We start from the raw sequence: 19692 nt of genomic DNA, 5'->3' as shown, positions 1-19692 counted from the left end.
GGGGGAGGGGGCTGTAAATGACGGGGGGACGGGGTGTGGTTTTTTTGGGTTGACGTGGTTGCGCCTGATTGCACCCCAAAAGCAAGAACCGGGGTCGGACCCTGAGGGTCCGACCCCGGCAGTTCAGGTGTTGGGGTGAACGGGCCAGTCCTCAATAATTCATGGGTTCGCCCCGGAAGCAGCGGATCGCCGAATCGACCATGCCCTCGGCGCTGCCCTGCAGGCTGTGCTGCTTGCGCAGGTATTGCGCGTCGCTCCACTGCTTGGCCACGTCCGACAGGTGTTTCAGGGCCGGCGTGCTGCCCAGCGCCTCGGCGTGCGGCTCCATCTTGCGCAGGGTGGTCATGATGTCTTCGCGCAGCGACATCGTTTCGTAGGTTTTCGGATGCGTGATGGCGCCATCGAGGCCGAAGCGGCAAGCCTGGAAGCGGTTGTAGTTGTACACGAGGTAATCGTCTTCCACTGGCGGGGTTTCGCGGCGCTCGAGCAGGTAGCGGCACAGGGCCTGCAGGTAGGCGGCCAGCGCGGCGGCCCGCTCCACCGTCAGCGGCGTGTCGCATACGCGCAGTTCGATGGTGCCAAATTCCGGCTTGGGACGGATATCCCAGTAAAAATCCTTCATGCTCTTGATGATGCCCGTGTTCTCCATCTTGGCGAAGTACTCGTCGGAGAACTGCTCCCAGCTCAGGGTGAACGGCGCGCGCCCGCTCATGGGGAAGGCGAACACGGAATTGAGGCGGGCCGAGTCGAACAGCGTGTCGCGTCCCTGCACGTAGGGAGAAGACGCCGACAGGGCGATGAAGTGGGGGATGTAGCGGTTCAGCGAATGCAGCAGGAACATGGCGTCGTCGCCCGAGGCGCAGCCGATGTGGACGTGCTGGCCGAAGATGGTGAACTGCTTGGCCAGGTAGCCGTACAGTTCCGAAATCTCCTGGAAGCGGGGCTTGGAAAAGATCTTTTGCGACGACCATTGCTGGAACGGGTGCGTGCCGCCGCCCGCGATGCCGATATTGAGCTTGTCGCCGGCCGTGATCAAGGTGTCGCGGATTTCCTGCAGCTGCGCCAGCAGGGGGCCATGATGCGTGTGCACGCTCGAGTTAATCTCGATCATGCTCTCGGTGATTTCCGGCGTGACGTTGCCGGGAAACGGTTTCTTGTTCAGCAGATGCAGCAGGTCGGGGCTGGCGGCCGTCAGGTCATAGTCCGACAGGTTCACCAGTTGCAGTTCGAGTTCGACGCCGAAGGTCAGCGCGGCCGATTGGCCAAAGGGTTCCAGCGGCATTTAGCGCTCCTTGATTTCGTGGGTTTCTTTTGCCAGCATCAGCACGCGCTGCACCAGCACGGGGCCGACCAGTTCCAGGCCCAGGGTGATGGCGGCCAGGGCGTTCAATTCGTCGCCGAAGTTCACGCCGTGCTGGCGCGCGTGTTCCAGCAGCAGGATGATGAAGACGGAGACGGGCGTCAGCGCCACGCCCGTCAGCACGCCCTTGCGCCAGGAAATGCCGCTCACGTGCGAGAACGCGGCCACGCCGACGACCTTCGTCAGCAAGCGTCCGCCGACGACGGCCAGGGCCAGGGCCGCGCCTGCCGTCACGCTGGCCCATTCCAGGGTCGAGGCGGCATACACGAACAGCAGCACCGTCAGCAGCTCGCCCAGCGCGCCGAAATTGCGCTGCGCCTGGCTGAAGGCGACCCTGCGGTGGCGCGCCACCAGGCCGAAGGTGAGGGTGGCCAGCAGCGGCGACAGGCTGGTGGTGTAGGTGAGGGCGACGAGCAGCATCACCGACAGCGCGAACGCCACGGTGGCATCCTGCGCCATGTTGCCCAGGCGGCGCAGCATGGCCGGCACGACGATGCCGAAGACGGTGCCGGCGGCAACCGAGGCGGCCAGCACGGCGGCGCTGCTGCTGCTCGCCTCGATCAGGTCGGTGGAGCTCTGGAACATCCAGAAGCCGACGATGATGTTGAACGTGAACACGGCCAGCACGCAATTGAGGGCGGTGAGGTGGACGATGCGTTCCGTGACCTGGCCCGAACTGCGTTCCTCGTTGATGACGCGCATGATGGTGGCCGGCGAGGTGGACATGGCCAGGGACGCCAGCAGCAGCGCCGTCATCGATGTGCTGCCGAATTCGATGCCGATGAAGTAGACGACGGCAAAGGTCAGCAGGGATTCGACCAGGCCCGTGACGGCGATCCACGGATTGTTCTTCAGCCAGCGCAGGTTGATGCGGTAGCCCACTTCGAACAGGATCAGGCCGAAGGCCACGTCGGCCAGCACCAGCATGGGGCCGGCGTCCGTCTGCGGCAGGATGCCTACTTGCGTTTGCGCGAGGACGAAACCGATCACGCCGTAAAAACTGATGCGCGGCAGGCCGGTCCAGCGGTGGCCGAATTCGCCCACCACCCAGGCCAGGGTGATGGCGAACGGCCAGGACAGGTCGGCGGCGATCGAGATCAGACTTTGCATGCTCATTCCTTTGAAGTGGCGCTGGCACCGGCCGGCAGCACGGGGGCTGGCGCGGCAATGTCGTGGTGCAGCGATGGTGCATGGTTTGCGCAGAGCGCTGCGCCGATTCTACCGGAGCAGAAGGCGCGCACGATGTGCGCAATCGAACAGTGTCGCGGCCATGGCGGCCGCGCACAAGATGCAGCAGGGTAGGGCAGGGCTGGTATCGGCGTATGCTACCCGCCCGCGGCGGAGATGCTCCGCACGGTAGTGCCGTGTCGCAGTGTACGGCATGGCGGGCCCCTGCCGCCATGGACTTTTTGTTGCGTGTCTTTATTTACTGAGCAGACGCATGCCCCGTTCCAGGCCGTCGATCGACAGGGGGAACATGCGGTTGTTCATCAACTGGCGCATCACGCCGATCGACTGGCGGTACTGCCACAATCCCTCCGATTCCGGATTGAGCCAGATGAATTTCGGGAACGCCTGGGTAAAGCGCGCCAGCCACGTCGATCCCGCTTCCTCGTTGTTGTATTCGACGCTGCCGCCCGGCTGCAGGATTTCGTAGGGGCTCATGGTGGCGTCGCCGACGAAAATCAGCTTGGTGTCGGGCGGGTACTTGCGCAGCACGTCCCAGGTGGGAAAACGTTCGGCGTTGCGGCGCCGGTTGTTCTTCCACAGGTAGTCGTAGACGCAGTTATGGAAGTAAAAGAACTCCATGTTCTTGAATTCCGTCTTCGCGGCCGAGAACAGTTCCTCGGTGCGCTCGATATGGTCATCCATGCTGCCACCGACGTCGAGCAGCATCAGCACCTTGATGCGGTTCTTGCGTTCTGGCCGCATCCTGATGTCCAGGTAGCCCGCATTGTTCGCCGTGGCGGCGATGGTGGCGTCGAGTGCCAGTTCGTCTTCCGCGCCTTCGCGCGCGAACTTGCGCAGGCGGCGCAAGGCCACCTTGATGTTGCGCGTGCCCAGTTCGCGCTCGCCGTCGTAATCCTGGTAGCTGCGCGCTTCCCATACTTTCACCGCCGTGCGGTTGCCGCCCTTGCCGCCGATGCGGATGCCTTCCGGGTTCGTGCCGCCATTGCCGAACGGCGACGTGCCGCCCGTGCCTATCCATTTGCTGCCGCCCTCGTGGCGTTCCTTCTGTTCTTTTAACAGCTCGTTCAGGCGGTTCATCAGCTTGTCGTAGCCGAATTTTTCCAGCTGCGCCTTCTGCTCATCGGACAGCTGGCGCTGCATGCGCTTGAGCAGCCAGTCGAGGGGAATCGCCGCGTTCGTGTCGAAGGCCGCGCTGACGCCCTTGAAGTACTGGGCAAACGCGCGGTCGAACTTGTCGAAATGGGCTTCATCCTTGACCAGGGTCAGGCGCGCCAGATAGTAAAAATCGTCCATCGACGCATCGATGACGTTCTTTTGCAGCGCCTCGAGCAGGGTCAAAAATTCCTTGATCGAGACGGGAATCTTCGCATCCTTGAGCGTGAAGAAGAAATCGATCAGCATGGCGCTTCCTCTGCCCCGGCGGCTCCCGGGCGCGGCAGCGCGGCGATGGGGCGCTGCGCCAGCTTGTAGCGCAGATGGGCGGCGATTTCAGGCCATTCGCCGCGCGCGATGCTGTACATGACCGTGTCGCGCACGGTGCCGTCGCGGCGCAGCGCGTGGTGACGCAGCACGCCGTCCTTTTTCGCGCCCAGGCGTTCGATGGCCGCTTGCGAGGCGTGGTTGAAATTATCGGTGCGCAGGCCCACCAGCGCGCAGCCGAGCGTGTCGAAGGCGTGCGCCAGCAGCAGCAATTTGCAGGTGGTGTTGACGTGGCTGCGCTGGCAGCGCTTCGCATACCAGGTGTAGCCGATTTCCAGGCGGCCGATGGCCGGCACCACGTCGTGGTAGCTGGTGCTGCCGAGCACCTCGCCGCTGGCCGCGTCGATGACGGCAAAGGCGAAGCGCGAAGGGCGCATCTCGATGCCCTTGAAAATGTACTGGTCCACCTGGTCCGGTTCGGGCACGGAGGTGACGCGCAGATTCCACAGTTCGCCGTCCATGGCCGCCGCGCGCAAGCCCTGCGCGTGGTGCGGCGCCAGCGCTTCGAGGCGGATGCCGTGCAGTTCCAGGGGCACGAAGACCTTCTCCGGGCTGATGTCGTTCACCGGCGCTCCTTAGCGGTTGGTGCGCGACATGAACATCAGACGCTCGAACAGGTGCACGTCCTGCTCGTTTTTCAGCAGCGCGCCATGCAGCGGCGGCACGACGGTGTCCTTGCTGCGCAGCGCGTCAAAGGGGATGTCCTCGGCCAGCAGGAGTTTCAGCCAGTCGAGGAATTCCGACGTCGACGGTTTCTTCTTCAGGCCCGGCACGTCGCGCACTGCATAGAAGGTTTGCAGCGCCTGCGCCAGCAATTCCTGTTTCAGGTGCGGGTAGTGGACGGCGACGATCTGCTCCATCGTGTCCTTGTCCGGGAATTTGATGTAGTGGAAGAAGCAGCGGCGCAGGAAGGCGTCCGGCAATTCCTTCTCGTTGTTCGAGGTGATGATGACGAGCGGGCGGTGGCGCGCCGTGACCATCTCGCGCGTCTCATACACATAGAATTCCATGCGGTCCAGTTCGCGCAGCAGGTCGTTCGGGAATTCGATGTCGGCCTTGTCGATTTCATCGATCAACAGCACCACCGGTTCGGGCGCCGTGAACGCCTGCCACAGCACGCCCTTGACGATGTAGTTCTGGATGTCGCGCACGCGCTCGTCGCCCAGCTGCGAATCGCGCAGGCGCGACACGGCGTCGTATTCGTACAGGCCCTGCTGCGCCTTGGTGGTCGATTTGATATGCCATTGCATCAGCGGCATGTTCAGCGCGGCCGCCACTTCCTCGGCCAGCATGGTCTTGCCCGTGCCCGGTTCGCCCTTGATCAGCAGCGGGCGTTGCAGGGTCAGCGCCGCATTCACGGCCAGTTTCAGGTCGGCGGTGGCGACATAGCTGTCGGAACCTTCGAAGCGTTGGCCTTGCTGGGTGTGCTTTGCTTGCATGAGCGGTCTGCCAAAGTGGGGAAATGGTGAGTATAAACAGAACTGTGGCGCAGCGTCACGCGGACGGCCTGTGCCTGCCTGCCTACAATGCGGGTTTTATCGGTGGACTTGCAAGAATATCTTGGCTAGAATCGGCAAGCAGCAGATTAATTGTCAACCTTAATTGTCTACACATAAAATCAATAAAAACCAGCTCTGGCGTTTCTCCGATTACCTTTGTTCACATTGCCACTATGAAAAAAATATTTGCACTTCTCGTGCTTGCCGGCATAGCAAATGCCGTCACAGCGGCTGACATTGTAGGAAACGCCAAGGCAGCGACTGCCAAGGTGGAAATGTGTATCGGCTGCCACGGCATTCCCGGTTACAAGGCGACCTTCCCCGAAGTGTTCCAGGTGCCGATGATCGGCGGCCAGCCGGCGAAATATATCGAGAATGCGCTGCAAGCCTACAAGAAGGGCGACCGCAAGCACCCCAGCATGAAGGGCATCGCCAGCAGCCTGTCGGACCAGGATATCGCCGATGTCGCCGCGTATTATGCGCAACAAGCCAAGCCGAACTGAGGACCAGCCAGATGATGAAAACACTACTCGCCGCCCTCGTTTGCGCCACCGTCTCGTTGTCCGCCAGCGCCGCCGGCAATATCAACACGGGCAAGGCCCTGGCCGAAAAATACAGCTGCGCCACCTGCCACGGCAAGGATTACGGCTCGCCCATCGACCCGTCGTACCCGAAACTGGCGGGCCAGCACAAGGATTACCTGGAACACGCCTTGACGGCGTACAAACGGGGCGACAAGGCCAACGGCCGCAACAACGCCATCATGACGGGCCAGGTGAAACCGCTGAGCAACCAGGACATCAAGGACCTGGCCGCCTACCTGCACAGCTTGCCGACCACCCTGGTCATTCACCGCTGAGCGGTATCTCAGGGTCTATTAGTTGTTCTGACACCTGACAAAACCGTAGCGAGCGGAAGGGAGAGGCGGCCGAGACGCGGAACTGTGCTGAAGCACAGTGAGCATCGCAGGTTGCCTATACCGACGCGCAGTAGGTTTGGTCAGGTGTTCTTCAGCCCCACCCGGCGCGCCAGCTTGTGCAAATTGCTGGCGTCCAGCCCCAGCTGGCGCGCGGCGGCGGCCCAGTTATCCTGATGCAGCACCAGCGCTTGCCGGATGGCCTGGCGCTGGCTCGCTTCCACGATCTGATGCATGGACAGCGGCGGCGCCGCCGGCGCGCCGCACGCGGCCGCCACTGGCTGCGGCGCGTCCGCACCGGCCGGCGCTTCCAGCGCATCGAGGTCGAGCATATCCGTTTCCAGCGTCACGATGTCCTTGCGGTCCGCGCCGCGGATCACCGCTTTCAGCGCGGCCCGGCTGATCACATGTTCCAGTTCGCGCACGTTGCCGGGCCAGCGGTAGTGGCATAGCGCGTTTTCCGCCGCGGCGGACAGGCGCAGGCTGCGCAGGCCCAGGCGCGCACGGTTGAGCTCAAGAAAACCGCCGGCCAGCAGCAGCACGTCATTGCCCCGCTCGCGCAGCGGCGGAATCGGCACGGGATACACGGACAGGCGGTGATACAGGTCGGCGCGGAAGGTGCCGTCGCGCACGTGCTCGCGCAGGCTGCGGTTGGTGGCGGCGATCACGCGCACGTTGACCCGGCGCGGCCGGTCCGCGCCCAGGCGCTGGATTTCGCCATTTTGCAAGGTGCGCAGCAGCTTGGCCTGTATCGACAGCGGCAACTCGCCCACTTCATCGAGAAACAGGGTGCCCCCTTCGGCCGCCTCGAAGCGTCCGGGCCGGTCGCTGACGGCGCCGGAAAACGCGCCCCGCACATGGCCGAACAATTCGCTTTCGGCCAGCGATTCCGGCAAGGCCGCGCAATTGACGTGGATCAGGGGCTTGCCCGCGCGGCGCGACAGCCGGTGCAGCCGGTGCGCGCACAGTTCCTTGCCCACGCCCGTCTCGCCCAGCAGCAGCACGGGCAGTTCGGAATCGGCCACCACCTGCAATTCGTGCAGCAAGTGCGTGATGGCGTTGCTCTGGCCGACGAAGTCGTGCTCCTCGCGCGGCGCCTGCGCGTCGGCCAGCATGGCGCCGCCCGACAGGCGCAGGGCGCGGATTTCCGTCTCCAGGCGGGTCACGCGCACGGCCGCCTCGATGGCGCAGGCCAGCTCGCCCAGGTCGCGCTGCGCTCGCGTATCGAAGGTGCCCACCCGCAGCGCGTCGAGCGTGATCACGCCCCAGCGTTCGCCTTCCAGGTCCAGCGCCATGCCCATGCAGTCGTGCACGGGCAGCGGTTCGCCGGCTCGCTCGGCGATCAGGCCGTCGTAGGGATCGGGCAGGGAGCTGTCGTGATGGAAGCACAGCACGCCGCGCCGCTGCAGGATGGCGGCCAGGCGCGGATGGTCGGCGACGGCGAAGCGGCGTCCCAGCGCGTCGCTGGCCAGGCCGGCCATCGCCACGGGGCGCAAATGTTCGCCATCAAGCTTGAGCAAGGCCACGGCCTCGCAGCCGAAGTGCGCACGCAAGCTGCCGACGAGGCGTTGCAGGCGCACGGCCACGGGCAGGTCGGCGACCAGGTCGGTGAGCAGCAGCAGGTGGATGGCGGTGGTGGTCATAACTACCATGCAGGGTACAAGGAACCACGGCGAACAAGGGTCATTATGACCCTGCATTTTTCAAATCGTTGATTTAAAACAAGTTTTTCCTGGCACACGGCTTGCCTGGATAAGGGGGCCGAACCGGCATACAAGACCAAGGAAAGCTTGATGAAAACGACTCCCTCCCTCCGCGCCATTGCCGCTGCCGTCTGCGTACTGGCCCTGCCCCTGTCCGTGCAAGCCCAGGCGAGCCTGCCCGCCAGCGCCGCCGCCACCGCAGTCAAACCCGCCGCCGCCACGCTCAAGCGCTATGAACTGCAAACCAATATCGTCGACGGCAAGATGGTATTCATCGACGCCAAGGGCCAGGTCAATCCCGTGCTGGCGGCGAAGGTGGGCGATACGGTCGAACTCGTGCTGAAAAGCGGCGAAGGCGCCGAACATGATTTGCTGATCCCGGAACTGAACGTGGCCTCCGCCAAATTCAGCGCCAACAGCGGCAGCACCAGCGTGCGCTTCAAGGTCACGCGCGCCGGCACGTTCACCTATTACTGCTCGATCCCCGGCCACCGCCAGATCGGCATGGAAGGCAAGCTGGAAGTGACCGGCACCTCGCTGGCCGAGACGGCGGCGCCCGCCAGCGCTGCCGGCGAGTCGAGCCAGGCCGCGGCGCTGGCCCTGTACACGCCCGCGCCGTCGCCGATGCGCGGCCCCGATCCCTCGGCCGTCAGCGTGGCCGCCAATCCGGCGCAGGTGCCGGCCGCCATCGGCGCGCGCGCGCCGCAGTTGCTCAAGTACCGCATGGAGACGGTGGAATTGCCGGGCAAGCTAGATGACGGTACCAGTTTTACCTACTGGACCTTCAACCGGCAAGTGCCTGGCCCGATGCTGCGCGCGAAGGTGGGCGACACGGTCGAACTGACCCTGTTCAACGCCAGGGACAGCAAGATGATCCATTCGATTGACCTGCACGCCGTGACGGGCGGCCATGGCGGCGGACAGCACACGCAGGTGGCGCCGGGACAGGAAAAAACGGTCACCTTCAAGGCGCTCAATCCGGGCCTGTTCGTCTACCACTGCGCCACGCCGCTGGTGCCGCAGCATATCGCGGCCGGCATGTACGGCATGATCCTGGTCGAACCGGAAGGCGGCCTGTCGAAGGTGGACCGCGAGTATTACGTGATGCAGGGCGAGATGTACACGGGCCGTCCGCACGGCGCGCCCGTGCACCAGGAACCGAACCTGGAAAAAATGGCCAATGAACTGCCCGACTACTACGTCTTCAACGGCGAAGTGGGCGCCCTGAGCAAGACGCACAAACTGCAGGCGAAAGTCGGCGAGACGGTGCGCATCTATTTCGGCGTCGGCGGCCCGAACAAGATTTCATCCTTCCACGTCATCGGCGAGATCTTCGACAAGGTGTACAGCGAAGGCTCGATCAGCAGCCCGAAACACGACGTGCAAACCACGCTCGTGGCGCCGGGCGGCGCGACCATCGTCGAACTCAAGGTACAGCATCCGGGCAGCTATCTGCTGGTCGACCATGCGCTGTCGCGCGCCGGCAAGGGCGCCGTGGGCGTGCTGGAAGTGACGGGCGAACCCGTGCCTGGCGTCTACCACGCGGGCGCGGCGCAATAAATCCACTTATTCATCCTCAAGGAACTGTTATGGAAATGATCGACCTATCCCTGGGCCAGCTGGCCCGCCGCATCCCTGGCGCCACGCGCCTGTTCGATGCGCACCGCCTGGATTTTTGCTGCGGCGGCAACAAGACCCTGCGCGCGGCGGCCGAAGCGGCCGGCGTGGACACGGCGCCCATCGTCGCGGAACTGAAACTGCTGGCAGGACGGATTGACGCCAGCGGCGAGCGTGACTGGCAGGACGCCTCGGCCACCGAGCTGGTGGAACATATCCTGGCGCGCTACCACGCCGTGCACCGCGAGCAGCTGCCCGAGCTGATACGCCTGGCACGCAAGGTCGAGCAGGTGCATGGCGAGCGCGCCGACTGTCCGCACGGGCTGGCGGAACACCTGTCGGCCATGGCGCAGGAGCTGGAAAGCCATATGCGCAAGGAAGAAGACGTGCTGTTCCCGATGATCGTGCGCGGCCAGGGGCCACGGGCCGGCGCGCCCATCAACGTCATGCGCATGGAGCATGACGAGCATGGCGTGGCCTTGCGCGCCATGGAGGCAATGACGAACGATATCACCGCGCCTGGCGGCGCCTGCACCACCTGGCGCGCGCTGTACACGGGTTTGCGCACCTTCCGCGAAGACCTGATGGCGCACATCCATACCGAAAACAATATCCTGTTCGAGCGCTTTGCGCCGGCCGCGGTGCACTGACAAAGGAAAGACCCATGGGTCCCTACAAAAAACTCTGGTTCACCCTGATCGGTGTGCTGATCGTGACGTTTTCGCTGCTCGGCTACTACGGCACGGAAGTCTACCGGCAGGCGCCGCCCATCCCCGCGCAAGTGCTGGCGCAAGACGGCCGGCAACTGTTCGACCGCGAGGGCATCCTCGACGGCCAGACGGCCTGGCAATCCGTCGGCGGCATGCAGCTCGGTTCCATCTGGGGCCACGGCGCCTACCAGGCGCCCGACTGGACGGCCGACTGGCTGCACCGCGAGCTGACGGCCTGGCTGGAACTGGCCGCGCAAGAGCTGCATGGCAAGGCTTACGCGGCGCTCGACGGCCCCGCGCAGGCGGCGCTGCGCGAAGCGCTGAAGATGGAATACCGCGCCAACCGGGTCGACGATGCGCAAGTGCTGCGCCTGTCGCCGCGCCGCGTGCAAGCCGTCGCCAGCACGGCACATTACTACGACCAGCTGTTCTCCGACGCGCCTGCGCTGCACGCCAGCCGCGAGCATTTCGCCATGAAGGAAAACACCCTGCCCAGCGCCGAGCGGCGCGCGCAGATGACGCAGTTCTTCTTCTGGACGGCGTGGGCCGCCGCCACCGAGCGTCCGGGCCAGAAAGTGACCTATACGAACAACTGGCCGCATGAACCGCTGATCGGCAACCAGCCCAGCGGCGAAAACCTCGTCTGGTCGGTCGCCAGCGTGGTGGTGCTGCTGGCCGGCGTGGGCTTCCTCGTCTGGGGCTGGGCCTTTTTGCGCGACCATGATGACGCGCTGCCTGCGGCCGGTCCGCGCGATCCGCTCACCACGTTCGCGCTGACGCCATCGCAGCGGGGACTGGGCAAGTATCTGTTCCTGGTGGTGGCGCTGTTCATCTTCCAGGTCTTCATCGGCGGCTTCACGGCGCACTACACGGTGGAAGGACAGCAGTTCTACGGCATCGACGTGTCGCGCTGGTTCCCGTATGCGCTCACGCGCACCTGGCATATCCAGGCCGCGCTGTTCTGGATCGCCACGGGCTTCCTGGCCGCCGGCCTGTTCCTCGCGCCCCTGATCAATGGCGGCAAGGACCCCAGGTGGCAGCGCCTCGGCGTCGACGTGCTGTTCTGGGCCCTGGTCGCCGTGGTGGTCGGCTCCTTCATCGGCAATTACCTGGCGATTGCGCAAGTGATGCCGCCCGAGTGGAATTTCTGGCTCGGCCACCAGGGTTATGAATACGTGGACCTGGGACGCCTGTGGCAAATCGGCAAATTCGTCGGCATCCTGCTGTGGCTCGTGTTGATGCTGCGCGGCGTGGTGCCGGCCCTGCGCCAGCCGGGCGGCGACAAGAACCTGCTGGCGCTGCTGACCGCGTCCGTGGGCGCCATCGGCCTGTTCTATGGCGCCGGCCTGTTCTACGGCGAACGCACGCACCTGTCGGTGATGGAGTACTGGCGCTGGTGGGTGGTGCACCTGTGGGTGGAGGGCTTTTTCGAAGTGTTCGCCACCACGGCGCTGGCCTTCATCTTCTCGACCCTGGGCCTGGTGTCGGTGCGCATGGCCACGACGGCCAGCCTGGCGTCGGCCTCGCTGTTCATGCTGGGCGGCATACCCGGCACCTTCCACCACCTGTACTTTGCCGGCACCACCACACCCGTGATGGCCATCGGCGCGAGCTTCAGCGCGCTGGAAGTGGTGCCGTTGATCGTCTTGGGCCACGAAGCGTGGGAAAACTGGCGCCTGAAGGAGCGCGCGCCATGGATGGAGCAGTTGCGCTGGCCGCTGATGTGCTTTGTCGCCGTCGCCTTCTGGAACATGCTGGGCGCCGGTGTGCTGGGCTTCATGATCAACCCGCCCGTGGCGCTGTACTACATTCAGGGCCTGAACACGACCCCCGTGCATGCGCATGCGGCGCTATTCGGCGTGTACGGCTTCCTGGCGCTGGGCTTTACCTTGCTGGTGCTGCGCTACCTGCGCCCCGACTATCGCTTCAGCCCTGCGTTGATGAAGTGGGCGTTCTGGGGCTTGAACGGGGGACTGGCGCTGATGATCTTCACCAGCTTGCTGCCGATTGGCATCATCCAGTTCCACGCCAGCGTGACGGAAGGCCTGTGGTATGCGCGCAGCGAGGCGTTCATGCAGCAGCCGCTGTTGCAGAACCTGCGCTGGATACGCACCTTCGGCGACGTGGTCTTCATCGCCGGCGCGGTGGCCATGGCGCTGCAGGTGGTGCTGGGGTTGCTAAGGCCGCAGGTGAGCGAGGGCACGCGGCCGGCGGCTGCCGGCATACCATTGTGAGCTCAGTTCGAATAGCCCTGCATCAAGGTCTTGGCATCGTGGCGCAGTCCCCACCACGGTAAAAAGACGGAAGCTTCGCCGCGTGCGCGGAACCAGGGTTTTTCCGGATCGATGGGGCGCGCCACGGCGGGTGGCGCCACCAGCACGGCAACGGGCGCCTCCAGGTCGCCCGTGCCCGCCACCAGCACCGGCCGGCCCTGGTGATTCGCGTAGGCGACGGCCAGCGCCACATTCGTCAGCGCCGTGCCGGCCCCCATCTCGCCCAGCAGGGCCGAGGTGTTGAAGGTTTGCTTTGTAAAATCCAGATCGGGTAAATTCAGGGTCAGGCTTTGCGCCAGCGAGCCGATCCGCTCGGAAGATGCCGGATATCTATTGCCCGCATCGTGGATCACATAGGCTATCTTGTCAGTATCGAGATTGGCCTGCTCCGCCGCCTGTTCGATGGCCGCCGTCCATGCCTGCACCGCGCGCGGCGGTTGACCTTTCGCCGCCTGGTAGTCGGCGACGGCGGCCGTTGCAGGGAAGCCCAGCCAGGCCAGCGGCGCGCGCTGCGTCTTGAAGTCGGGACCGGCCAGTATCAACAGAGCGATGTTTTCATCGATCTGCTCATCCTTGGGCGGAAAGCTGGGCGCGTCCCAGTTCATCACCCATACGGTTTTATCGGGATGAGCCTGCAAATATGCCAGGCCCGCCGCCAGCGAGGTAAAACCTGCGTTCGCGCCGCCCATCGTCACGCGCACGTCGGGCGGCGTTGCCGTAGTCCAGGAATTGGGGAAGTGGGGGTTGCCGATGCTGAAGGCGCGCATGATCAGCTTACGCACCACATCTGCCGCCTGTACAGGGTCAAGTCGCCCCGCTGGCAGGGCATATTCGACATGGATGCCGGCCAGTTCGCGCCGCGTCGATCGGTCTTTCAATGCATGGGCATTGTAGAAATAGGTAGAATTGGAAAAATAGTTTTGTCGGAATAGCGGCATCATTTTTTCCACATATTTATGATGATAGCCTTCGAAATTTTCCTCGCCATTGCTGCCCGAGGCAATCATGCCGATGGATTGCACCTTGCTGAAGCGCGCTGGATTTTCCCTGACTTTGTCATCGTTCTGGTTCGGCTTGGCCAGCCCCAAGGTCCACAACAATTGCCACTCCGTCGAATAGTCGCGCCGTTGCAAGGGATTGAGCCATTGCACGCCCACCACCTGGGCCATATAAGGCCGGGCTGGCTGCGCAGGCGTCGCTGTCGCGACATCGCCTTTCGTGACTGGCTTGATCGCGCAAGCACTGAGCAAGGAAAATATCATCAGGGCAAATACAAACGGCATCACGAGATAGCGTTTCATCATGTCTCCATCGGTGAGGGGAGCGGCGTGGGACTGGCTGGCGAACCAGACTGCCACGCTGGCAAGCAGGAAAAATGCACAGCAGCTCCAAGCCAGGCGGCGTAGGGGAGTGGCGATCAGTGCACGCATCAGTGATCCTTCCAGCGCGAGTTCCTGCGCTTGTTGATGATGGTGTCCGGCATGGCGCCCGTACTGCCGGAACTGCCTACCCAGTCAAGCAGGGTCATTTCTTTGAATGTGCCATATAGAAAATATTCGAAAAACATGCTGTGCGGATGAGAGCCTCCCAGGCCTTCCAACAATCGCCAATCTGCCGCCATCCGCAATTTGAGCAAAACTTCTTCGCGAATATGGCTCACCCCCACCGCCACGTCATATGCCAATGCCTTTTCCGCATGCATGCCATTGGTCATGATGGTTGAATGGTCGGTGGCGTGCGTGTCGAGGTTGGCGGCCAGATTGGCGGTGATGATGGCGCCGCGCCATCGCTTGTGCTCTTCGCTGGCGGTGGCCGGCATGTCTTCCTCGCTGACCTTCTCTCCCATCGGCGTGCGGCCCGTGCGTTTGGCCATCAAGCGCACGCGGGCGTGGTCTTCGTACAGCATGGTGGCGTGGCTGTCGCGGTCGCCCTTGGGCGCGCCTATCTGCTCGTCGCTCAAGGCGTGGTATGGATCGCCGGCGGCATGGCTGCGCCGTGGATCGCGCAGGCTGCCGCGCGGATTGTAGAGCTGATCGAAGTCCTCGCTGGCCACGCCGTACTGCACTGCCTGCGGCAAGAACGGTTCGGGCAGCGCCGGCGCATTGACGGGGATGCTCCAGTCGCGCGGCGGCAGCGCGTTGATGCGCACGCCCGCTCCTTTCGCCAGGGGAATCAGGGCCAGGGCGGCGACTTGCGTCATGGCGCGGCCGCTTCCCGTGCTGTTGGCCAATCGCCCTTTCTGGCTGGAATAGTCGGCGATCTTCGAATGCGGCACCCAGAAGTCCAGGCTGCCCCGTTCCGGATGATTGTGTTGCTTGCTCCAGTAATCATAAGTTCCTGGCTTGCCGACGGGGTAGCCTTGGGAAAACACCCGCTGCGTGAATACATTCTTTCCTTGCGCCGCCTGGATTTCGGCTGCGCACAGGCCGCGCCAGCCCATGCCCTGGATGGCGGTCGAGGAGATGACCTGGTCATGCGGATTGCAATACAAGGTGACCTTGCCGCGTGTGGTGGTGACGGGGCCGCAGCGGTATTTGTTGCTGTCGCTATCCAGCGTAAAACCGTGCGCGTGGTTGGCTGCCATTTGCGCCAGCGCGGCTGAATGCGGCGGCACATCGGCCTGCTGGCCGACGATCTTGAAGAAGTTTTTCAAGGTCTCGATGCGCGCCTGGCAGGTCTGTCGGCCCACGTTGCCGTCCGGATCCGCCTCCTGACCTTGCACCCAGTCTTCCGTGCTGTTGTCTTCGAGTACGCTGTATGGCGGATTGCACAGCACATAGGTGTCGGCCACGCAGCGGCCCTTGATCCCTGCTGCATCTTGCACATCGGCCATCTTGTCGCCCAGGAAGGCGGCCGCCATGCCGATCATATTGCCCTGGCTATGGCACACGAGGGTAATCGGCACGTCGGCCTGTTCCTTGCGTATCGATTCGACCAGCTTCGCCAGTCGCAGCGCGGCCAGCACAAAATACGGGCGGGGCGGCGCCGAAAACACCATGGCGTCGTTGAGGGGGTTGAGGTGTTCGATATGTATCCACAGAAACAAGGTATCGAGCAAGCCATTGCCCCACAGGTCAGGCAAGGAAGAACAGCCGTTCGCGAATGGCCCGCCGCCCCAGTAGTCATATTCGTTGAGATAAATGGAAGCGCCGTATTCCTGTAATTCGAGGTCGCTGGCTTTGTAACCCCAGCGGAACTGGATCACGGGCGAGTGGTGCTCGGCGTCGGCAATGAAGGTGTTGGGCGTGCGGTCGGGGTCGATAAAGCCGTCATCCGTCAATTCGCGCCGGTAGGTAACGGGCCATAACTGTCCACCTTCCACGCTAGGGTAGGCCAGGTGTTCATCGCAGCGTTTCAGGCGGGTATTCAAGCCCTTGCACAGGCCCTCCTCGCTCTGGTGGTACCACTCGCCATCGGAATTGACGCCATGCACAAAGATGACGATGCCCGGTGACGGCATCTGCTGCAGGCAGTCCAGCAGGCTGTGGCTGAAATTGGTGCTGCCGCAGACCCTGCCTACCATGATAAGGCGGGGATCGATAGCGGGTTTAACCGGTCCGTTGCTGGGATCGCTCATGGCACACCCTGTTCATGGCTGGAGTTGCCACTGTAGAGTGTTGCTTATCTATATGTCTTATGCCAGATCAAGCAAACTTGTGCAGAATACTACCTTGGGTTTAGCGGCGGCGCACGCAGTCGATATACGCATCCGTATCGGGTGGCAAGCCCGAGCGCTGCGAAGCCCAGATCATCTGGCCCAGGCATTCCATCACTTCGTGCTGGGCGGCATGGGCCGAATCGAGGCGCTGGGTCAGTTGCTGGACGGCCGGGCGGATGCCGCGCGGCTGGTCCACCTGGACCTGCTCCGTGATCGACAGATGCATGGACAGGTGCAGGAATGGATTGGCTTGTCCGCCCTCGACGGAATAGTCGCGCGCCAGCGCCGCCTCGACGTCGCTCAATTCGTTTTCATACTCGGGGTGTTCCAGGATCCAGTCCAGCGCGATGGCTTCCATCGGCGTGAGGATGTCATGGGCGCGGTGCTTGCGCAAGGTGTCGCAAAAGAAGCGGCGCACGTCGTCGGAAGAGGGGTTGAACATGGCTGGATGACTATGGCTAAAGGGCAGCCGGCATTGTACCGCGTACGTCAACGAAGGGCATCGGGGATGCCCTTTTTGCCGTCTGGCGTCCGCTTGCATGACCCGATAGTCACCGTCATTTAATACCCTGCAGTAAGTATTATCCACTACCGCCACGGCCCGGCGGCGCCAAATAACGGTGATAAAATCGCCGCTCTTGATATTTGCTCTGGACACGATGGTGATTTTGTTGCCACTCCGTGCTTCCATTGCCCGCACCTTTGCCACCAGATATTGCTCCCGGCTTATTCCGGAGCGCGGCAGCATGCCTATCACCATCGATATCGACCTGTCCGGCCGCCCTGGCGTTCCGGCCGGCCGGCTGTTTTTCATTCACTACAGCGATGGTGCCGCCACGGTGGCGCGCAAGAATCATCCTTCAGTATTCATAAACGGAGTTACGTATGCGTAAATCGCTATTACTTTTGATGTCGTGCCTGATCCTGGCGGCATGTGACAAGACCCCGCCGGCCTCGTCCGAAAAACCGGTCGACGTGCTGCTGATCGGCGCCGGCACCATGAGCGCCACCCTGGGCAGCATGCTCAAGGAACTCGATCCCTCGCTGACGATGGAAATGGTCGAGCGCCTCGATTCCGTGGCCGCCGAAAGCTCGGACGCGATGAACAACGCGGGCACGGGCCACTCGGCATTCGCCGAACTGAACTACACGCCGGAAGCGGCCGATGGCAGCATCGAGACCAAGAAAGCCGTTGCCATCAACGAGCAATTCGAAATTTCCAAGCAATTCTGGGCTTATCAGGTGGCCAACAAGCACCTGGGCGCGCCGCAAACCTTCATCAACAATGTGCCGCACATGGCCTTTGTGTGGGGCGACGACAATATTGCCTTCTTGAAGAAGCGCTACGCCGCGCTGCAAAAGGAAAACCTGTTCAAGGGCATGCTGTACTCGGAAGACCAGGCGCAGATCGAACAATGGGCGCCGCTGGTCATGCAAGGCCGCGACAAGGGCCAGAAAGTGGCGGCGACGCGCATGGAAATCGGTACCGACGTCAATTTCGGCAACCTCACGCGCGGCCTGGTGAGCTACCTGACGGACAGCCATGGCATGGTCCTGCACCTGCGCCACCAGGTGGAAGACATCCAGCGCGGCGCCGATGGCGTGTGGAACGTGACGGTGAAAGACCTGGCCGCCGGCAAGGAAAAGACCATGCGCGCCAAGTTCGTCTTCATCGGCGCCGGCGGCGGTTCGCTGCCGCTGCTGGAAAAATCGGGCATTCCTGAAGCCAAGGGCTACGGCGGCGTGCCGGTGGGCGGCCAATGGCTGGTCACCACCAATCCGGAACTGGTGGCGGCGCATGCGGCCAAGGTCTACGGCAAGGCATCCGTCGGTTCGCCGCCGATGTCCGTGCCGCACCTGGACACGCGCATCATCGATGGCAAGAAGGCCCTGCTGTTTGGCCCATTCGCCACCTTCTCGACCAAGTTCCTGAAAAATGGTTCGTGGATCGACTTGCCGGCCTCGATCGGCACGGGCAACGTGAAACCGATGCTGCAAGCCGGTTACGACAATATTCCGCTGACGAAATACCTGGTCGAACAGGTCATGAACACGCCGGAAGACCGCCTGAAGACGTTGCGCGAATACTTGCCGAACGCCAAGATGGAAGACTGGACCTTGCAAAACGCGGGCCAGCGCGTGCAGATCGTCAAGGATGACCCTGTCAAAGGCGGCTTGCTGCAGTTCGGCACGGAAGTCGTCGGCGCCGCCGATGGCAGCATCGTCGCCCTGCTGGGCGCCTCGCCAGGCGCCTCGACCGCGCCGCCGATCATGATCAAGGTGCTGCAAACGGCATTCAAGGGCCGCCTGGCCACGCCGGAATGGCAAGCGAAGATGGTGGAAATGGTGCCGTCGTACGGTCAAAAGCTGAACAACGACCCGGCCCTGGCCAACAAGATCCGCCATTACAGCAGCAATATCCTGGGCTTGAAGGCGATCACGCTCGACGTGCCAAGCGCCGCGCCGGCGCCGGCGGCAAACTAAGCCGGCCTGACCGGCAGGGAAGTTTCTTGTCGGCATGAAAAAAGGGGCAGCCTGTTCAGGCTGCCCCTTTTGCGTGGGAGAGTGCGTTCATTGCGGTGGACTACCCCTTGCCCGGCAAGATCAGCTCCGGCGTACACCCTTCGGCGGCGATGCCGTCGCAAGGCTTGGCCAGTGCCGCGCCATCCTGTGCCCTTGGCGCATGGGGCTGGCGCAGGTAGCGCGACGTGTGGCGGTGCGCTTGCTGTGCGTTGCCATGCACGGGCCAGGTCAGGAAGCGGGACAGCTCCTGCAAGGCGCGCTGGTAGACATCGCGTTTAAATTCAATGACGACATCGAGCGGGACCCAGTACTCATGCCAGCGCCAGGCGTCGAACTCCGGATGGTCGGTCAGGCGCAGATTGACGTCGTTGTCGCGCGCGCACATCCTCAGCAGAAACCAAATCTGCTTCTGGCCACGGTAATGGCCGCGAATCTCGCGCTTGATGAAGTGGTCTGGCACTTCATAGCGCAGCCAGTCGCGGGTGCGGCCGACAATTTTGACGTGTTCCTGTCTGAGTCCGATTTCCTCTTCAAGTTCGCGAAACATGGCTTGTTCCGGTGTTTCGCCATATTTGATACCGCCTTGCGGAAACTGCCATGAGTGCTCGCGCACCCGCTTGCCCCACCACACCTCGTTCTGGGCGTTTAGCAGGATGATGCCGACGTTGGGCCGAAACCCTTCACGGTCGAGCATAATGCACCTCAAACTTTCTGCGACAGAGCGTCCTTTTTTACATAATTACCCACAACTTCGCAAGCCGGT

Annotated in this window: 17 protein-coding genes; 7 read left to right on the top strand and 10 right to left on the bottom strand. The window is 63.0% G+C overall.

The genetic code is table 11. From position 1 onward, the window contains the following. Positions 1–151: 151 nt before the first annotated feature. From J0O65_RS20640 to J0O65_RS20620, 5 genes are all read right to left on the bottom strand, one after another. Positions 152–1282 carry a YbdK family carboxylate-amine ligase gene (locus J0O65_RS20640; protein WP_215409080.1) on the bottom strand — a complete coding sequence of 377 codons (1131 nt, stop codon included), beginning with the start codon at positions 1280–1282 and terminating at the stop codon, positions 152–154. Continuing rightward, complete coding sequence (locus J0O65_RS20635) at positions 1283–2470, bottom strand: cation:proton antiporter (RefSeq protein ID WP_215409079.1); 1188 nt, start codon at positions 2468–2470, stop codon at positions 1283–1285. A 312-nt stretch (positions 2471–2782) separates the two neighbouring features. Continuing rightward, positions 2783–3952 (bottom strand): vWA domain-containing protein, encoded by a 1170-nt coding sequence (locus J0O65_RS20630; protein WP_215409078.1) that lies wholly within the window; start codon positions 3950–3952, stop codon positions 2783–2785. Continuing rightward, entirely contained in the window at positions 3946–4596 is a 651-nt protein-coding gene (locus J0O65_RS20625; RefSeq protein ID WP_215409077.1) for a GNAT family N-acetyltransferase, read from the bottom strand. Before J0O65_RS20625 ends, J0O65_RS20630 begins: the two co-directional genes overlap by 7 nt. Positions 4597–4605: 9 nt before the next feature. Continuing rightward, positions 4606–5469 carry an AAA family ATPase gene (locus J0O65_RS20620; RefSeq protein ID WP_215409076.1) on the bottom strand — a complete coding sequence of 288 codons (864 nt, stop codon included), beginning with the start codon at positions 5467–5469 and terminating at the stop codon, positions 4606–4608. Between the two features lie 233 nt (positions 5470–5702). Here J0O65_RS20620 and J0O65_RS20615 point away from each other — a divergent pair, with 233 nt between their 5' ends. Both J0O65_RS20615 and J0O65_RS20610 read left to right on the top strand, forming a co-directional pair. Further along, positions 5703–6032, top strand: coding sequence for a c-type cytochrome (locus J0O65_RS20615; protein ID WP_092796428.1), 330 nt, complete (start codon positions 5703–5705; stop codon positions 6030–6032). 14 nt (positions 6033–6046) lie between these two features. Further along, positions 6047–6388, top strand: coding sequence for a c-type cytochrome (locus J0O65_RS20610; protein WP_215409088.1), 342 nt, complete (start codon positions 6047–6049; stop codon positions 6386–6388). Between the two features lie 140 nt (positions 6389–6528). Here the strand turns inward: J0O65_RS20610 and norR are convergent, their stop codons facing one another. Continuing rightward, complete coding sequence (gene norR, locus J0O65_RS20605; protein ID WP_215409075.1) at positions 6529–8088, bottom strand: nitric oxide reductase transcriptional regulator NorR; 1560 nt, start codon at positions 8086–8088, stop codon at positions 6529–6531. A 150-nt stretch (positions 8089–8238) separates the two neighbouring features. Between norR and nirK the strand changes: the two genes are divergently transcribed. From nirK to J0O65_RS20590, 3 genes are read left to right on the top strand one after another with little or no spacing between them, the layout of a single operon-like run. Further along, positions 8239–9708 (top strand): copper-containing nitrite reductase, encoded by a 1470-nt coding sequence (gene nirK, locus J0O65_RS20600; RefSeq protein WP_215409074.1) that lies wholly within the window; start codon positions 8239–8241, stop codon positions 9706–9708. A gap of 29 nt (positions 9709–9737) precedes the next feature. Continuing rightward, on the top strand, positions 9738–10415 hold the full coding sequence (gene ytfE / locus J0O65_RS20595; protein WP_215409073.1) for an iron-sulfur cluster repair protein YtfE: 678 nt from the start codon (positions 9738–9740) through the stop codon (positions 10413–10415). 14 nt (positions 10416–10429) lie between these two features. Continuing rightward, positions 10430–12709, top strand: a complete 2280-nt coding sequence (locus J0O65_RS20590; RefSeq protein ID WP_215409072.1) for a nitric-oxide reductase large subunit — start codon at positions 10430–10432, stop codon at positions 12707–12709. A 2-nt stretch (positions 12710–12711) separates the two neighbouring features. On the opposite strand, the gene J0O65_RS20585 is transcribed toward J0O65_RS20590, so the two are convergent. The 3 genes from J0O65_RS20585 to J0O65_RS20575 form a co-directional block, all read right to left on the bottom strand. Continuing rightward, positions 12712–14178, bottom strand: a complete 1467-nt coding sequence (locus J0O65_RS20585; RefSeq protein ID WP_215409071.1) for a hypothetical protein — start codon at positions 14176–14178, stop codon at positions 12712–12714. After that, the gene (locus J0O65_RS20580) at positions 14178–16325 is read right to left on the bottom strand and encodes a T6SS effector phospholipase Tle3 domain-containing protein (RefSeq protein ID WP_215409070.1); all 2148 of its coding nucleotides are present in this window, start codon (positions 16323–16325) and stop codon (positions 14178–14180) included. Before J0O65_RS20580 ends, J0O65_RS20585 begins: the two co-directional genes overlap by 1 nt. 100 nt (positions 16326–16425) lie before the next feature. After that, positions 16426–16848: a DUF1841 family protein gene (locus J0O65_RS20575; protein ID WP_071321999.1), complete on the bottom strand. Its 423-nt coding sequence runs from the start codon at positions 16846–16848 to the stop codon at positions 16426–16428. 304 nt (positions 16849–17152) lie between these two features. Between J0O65_RS20575 and J0O65_RS20570 the strand changes: the two genes are divergently transcribed. Continuing rightward, positions 17153–17299, top strand: a complete 147-nt coding sequence (locus tag J0O65_RS20570; protein WP_215409069.1) for a hypothetical protein — start codon at positions 17153–17155, stop codon at positions 17297–17299. Then, positions 17292–18890 carry a malate dehydrogenase (quinone) gene (gene mqo / locus J0O65_RS20565; protein WP_215409068.1) on the top strand — a complete coding sequence of 533 codons (1599 nt, stop codon included), beginning with the start codon at positions 17292–17294 and terminating at the stop codon, positions 18888–18890. Before J0O65_RS20570 ends, mqo begins: the two co-directional genes overlap by 8 nt. A 100-nt stretch (positions 18891–18990) precedes the next feature. Here the strand turns inward: mqo and J0O65_RS20560 are convergent, their stop codons facing one another. After that, positions 18991–19623 (bottom strand): RNA pyrophosphohydrolase, encoded by a 633-nt coding sequence (locus tag J0O65_RS20560; protein ID WP_076566319.1) that lies wholly within the window; start codon positions 19621–19623, stop codon positions 18991–18993. Positions 19624–19692 lie beyond the last annotated feature (69 nt).

The organism is Janthinobacterium sp. JC611 (genome assembly GCF_018682595.1).
Taxonomy (GTDB): domain Bacteria; phylum Pseudomonadota; class Gammaproteobacteria; order Burkholderiales; family Burkholderiaceae_D; genus Janthinobacterium.
Note: the sequence above shows the minus strand (reverse complement) of the source record. Positions and strands in the feature narration are given on the sequence as shown.

Coding starts and splice junctions, on each gene's coding strand:
- J0O65_RS20640 (WP_215409080.1), bottom strand. CDS start 1,282: ATGCCGCTGGAACCCTTTGGCCAATCGGCCGCGCTGACCTTCGGCGTC.
- J0O65_RS20635 (WP_215409079.1), bottom strand. CDS start 2,470: ATGCAAAGTCTGATCTCGATCGCCGCCGACCTGTCCTGGCCGTTCGCC.
- J0O65_RS20630 (WP_215409078.1), bottom strand. CDS start 3,952: ATGCTGATCGATTTCTTCTTCACGCTCAAGGATGCGAAGATTCCCGTC.
- J0O65_RS20620 (WP_215409076.1), bottom strand. CDS start 5,469: ATGCAAGCAAAGCACACCCAGCAAGGCCAACGCTTCGAAGGTTCCGAC.
- J0O65_RS20615 (WP_092796428.1), top strand. CDS start 5,703: ATGAAAAAAATATTTGCACTTCTCGTGCTTGCCGGCATAGCAAATGCC.
- J0O65_RS20610 (WP_215409088.1), top strand. CDS start 6,047: ATGAAAACACTACTCGCCGCCCTCGTTTGCGCCACCGTCTCGTTGTCC.
- norR (WP_215409075.1), bottom strand. CDS start 8,088: ATGACCACCACCGCCATCCACCTGCTGCTGCTCACCGACCTGGTCGCC.
- nirK (WP_215409074.1), top strand. CDS start 8,239: ATGAAAACGACTCCCTCCCTCCGCGCCATTGCCGCTGCCGTCTGCGTA.
- ytfE (WP_215409073.1), top strand. CDS start 9,738: ATGGAAATGATCGACCTATCCCTGGGCCAGCTGGCCCGCCGCATCCCT.
- J0O65_RS20590 (WP_215409072.1), top strand. CDS start 10,430: ATGGGTCCCTACAAAAAACTCTGGTTCACCCTGATCGGTGTGCTGATC.
- J0O65_RS20585 (WP_215409071.1), bottom strand. CDS start 14,178: ATGCGTGCACTGATCGCCACTCCCCTACGCCGCCTGGCTTGGAGCTGC.
- J0O65_RS20580 (WP_215409070.1), bottom strand. CDS start 16,325: ATGAGCGATCCCAGCAACGGACCGGTTAAACCCGCTATCGATCCCCGC.
- J0O65_RS20575 (WP_071321999.1), bottom strand. CDS start 16,848: ATGTTCAACCCCTCTTCCGACGACGTGCGCCGCTTCTTTTGCGACACC.
- J0O65_RS20570 (WP_215409069.1), top strand. CDS start 17,153: ATGCCTATCACCATCGATATCGACCTGTCCGGCCGCCCTGGCGTTCCG.
- mqo (WP_215409068.1), top strand. CDS start 17,292: ATGCGTAAATCGCTATTACTTTTGATGTCGTGCCTGATCCTGGCGGCA.
- J0O65_RS20560 (WP_076566319.1), bottom strand. CDS start 19,623: ATGCTCGACCGTGAAGGGTTTCGGCCCAACGTCGGCATCATCCTGCTA.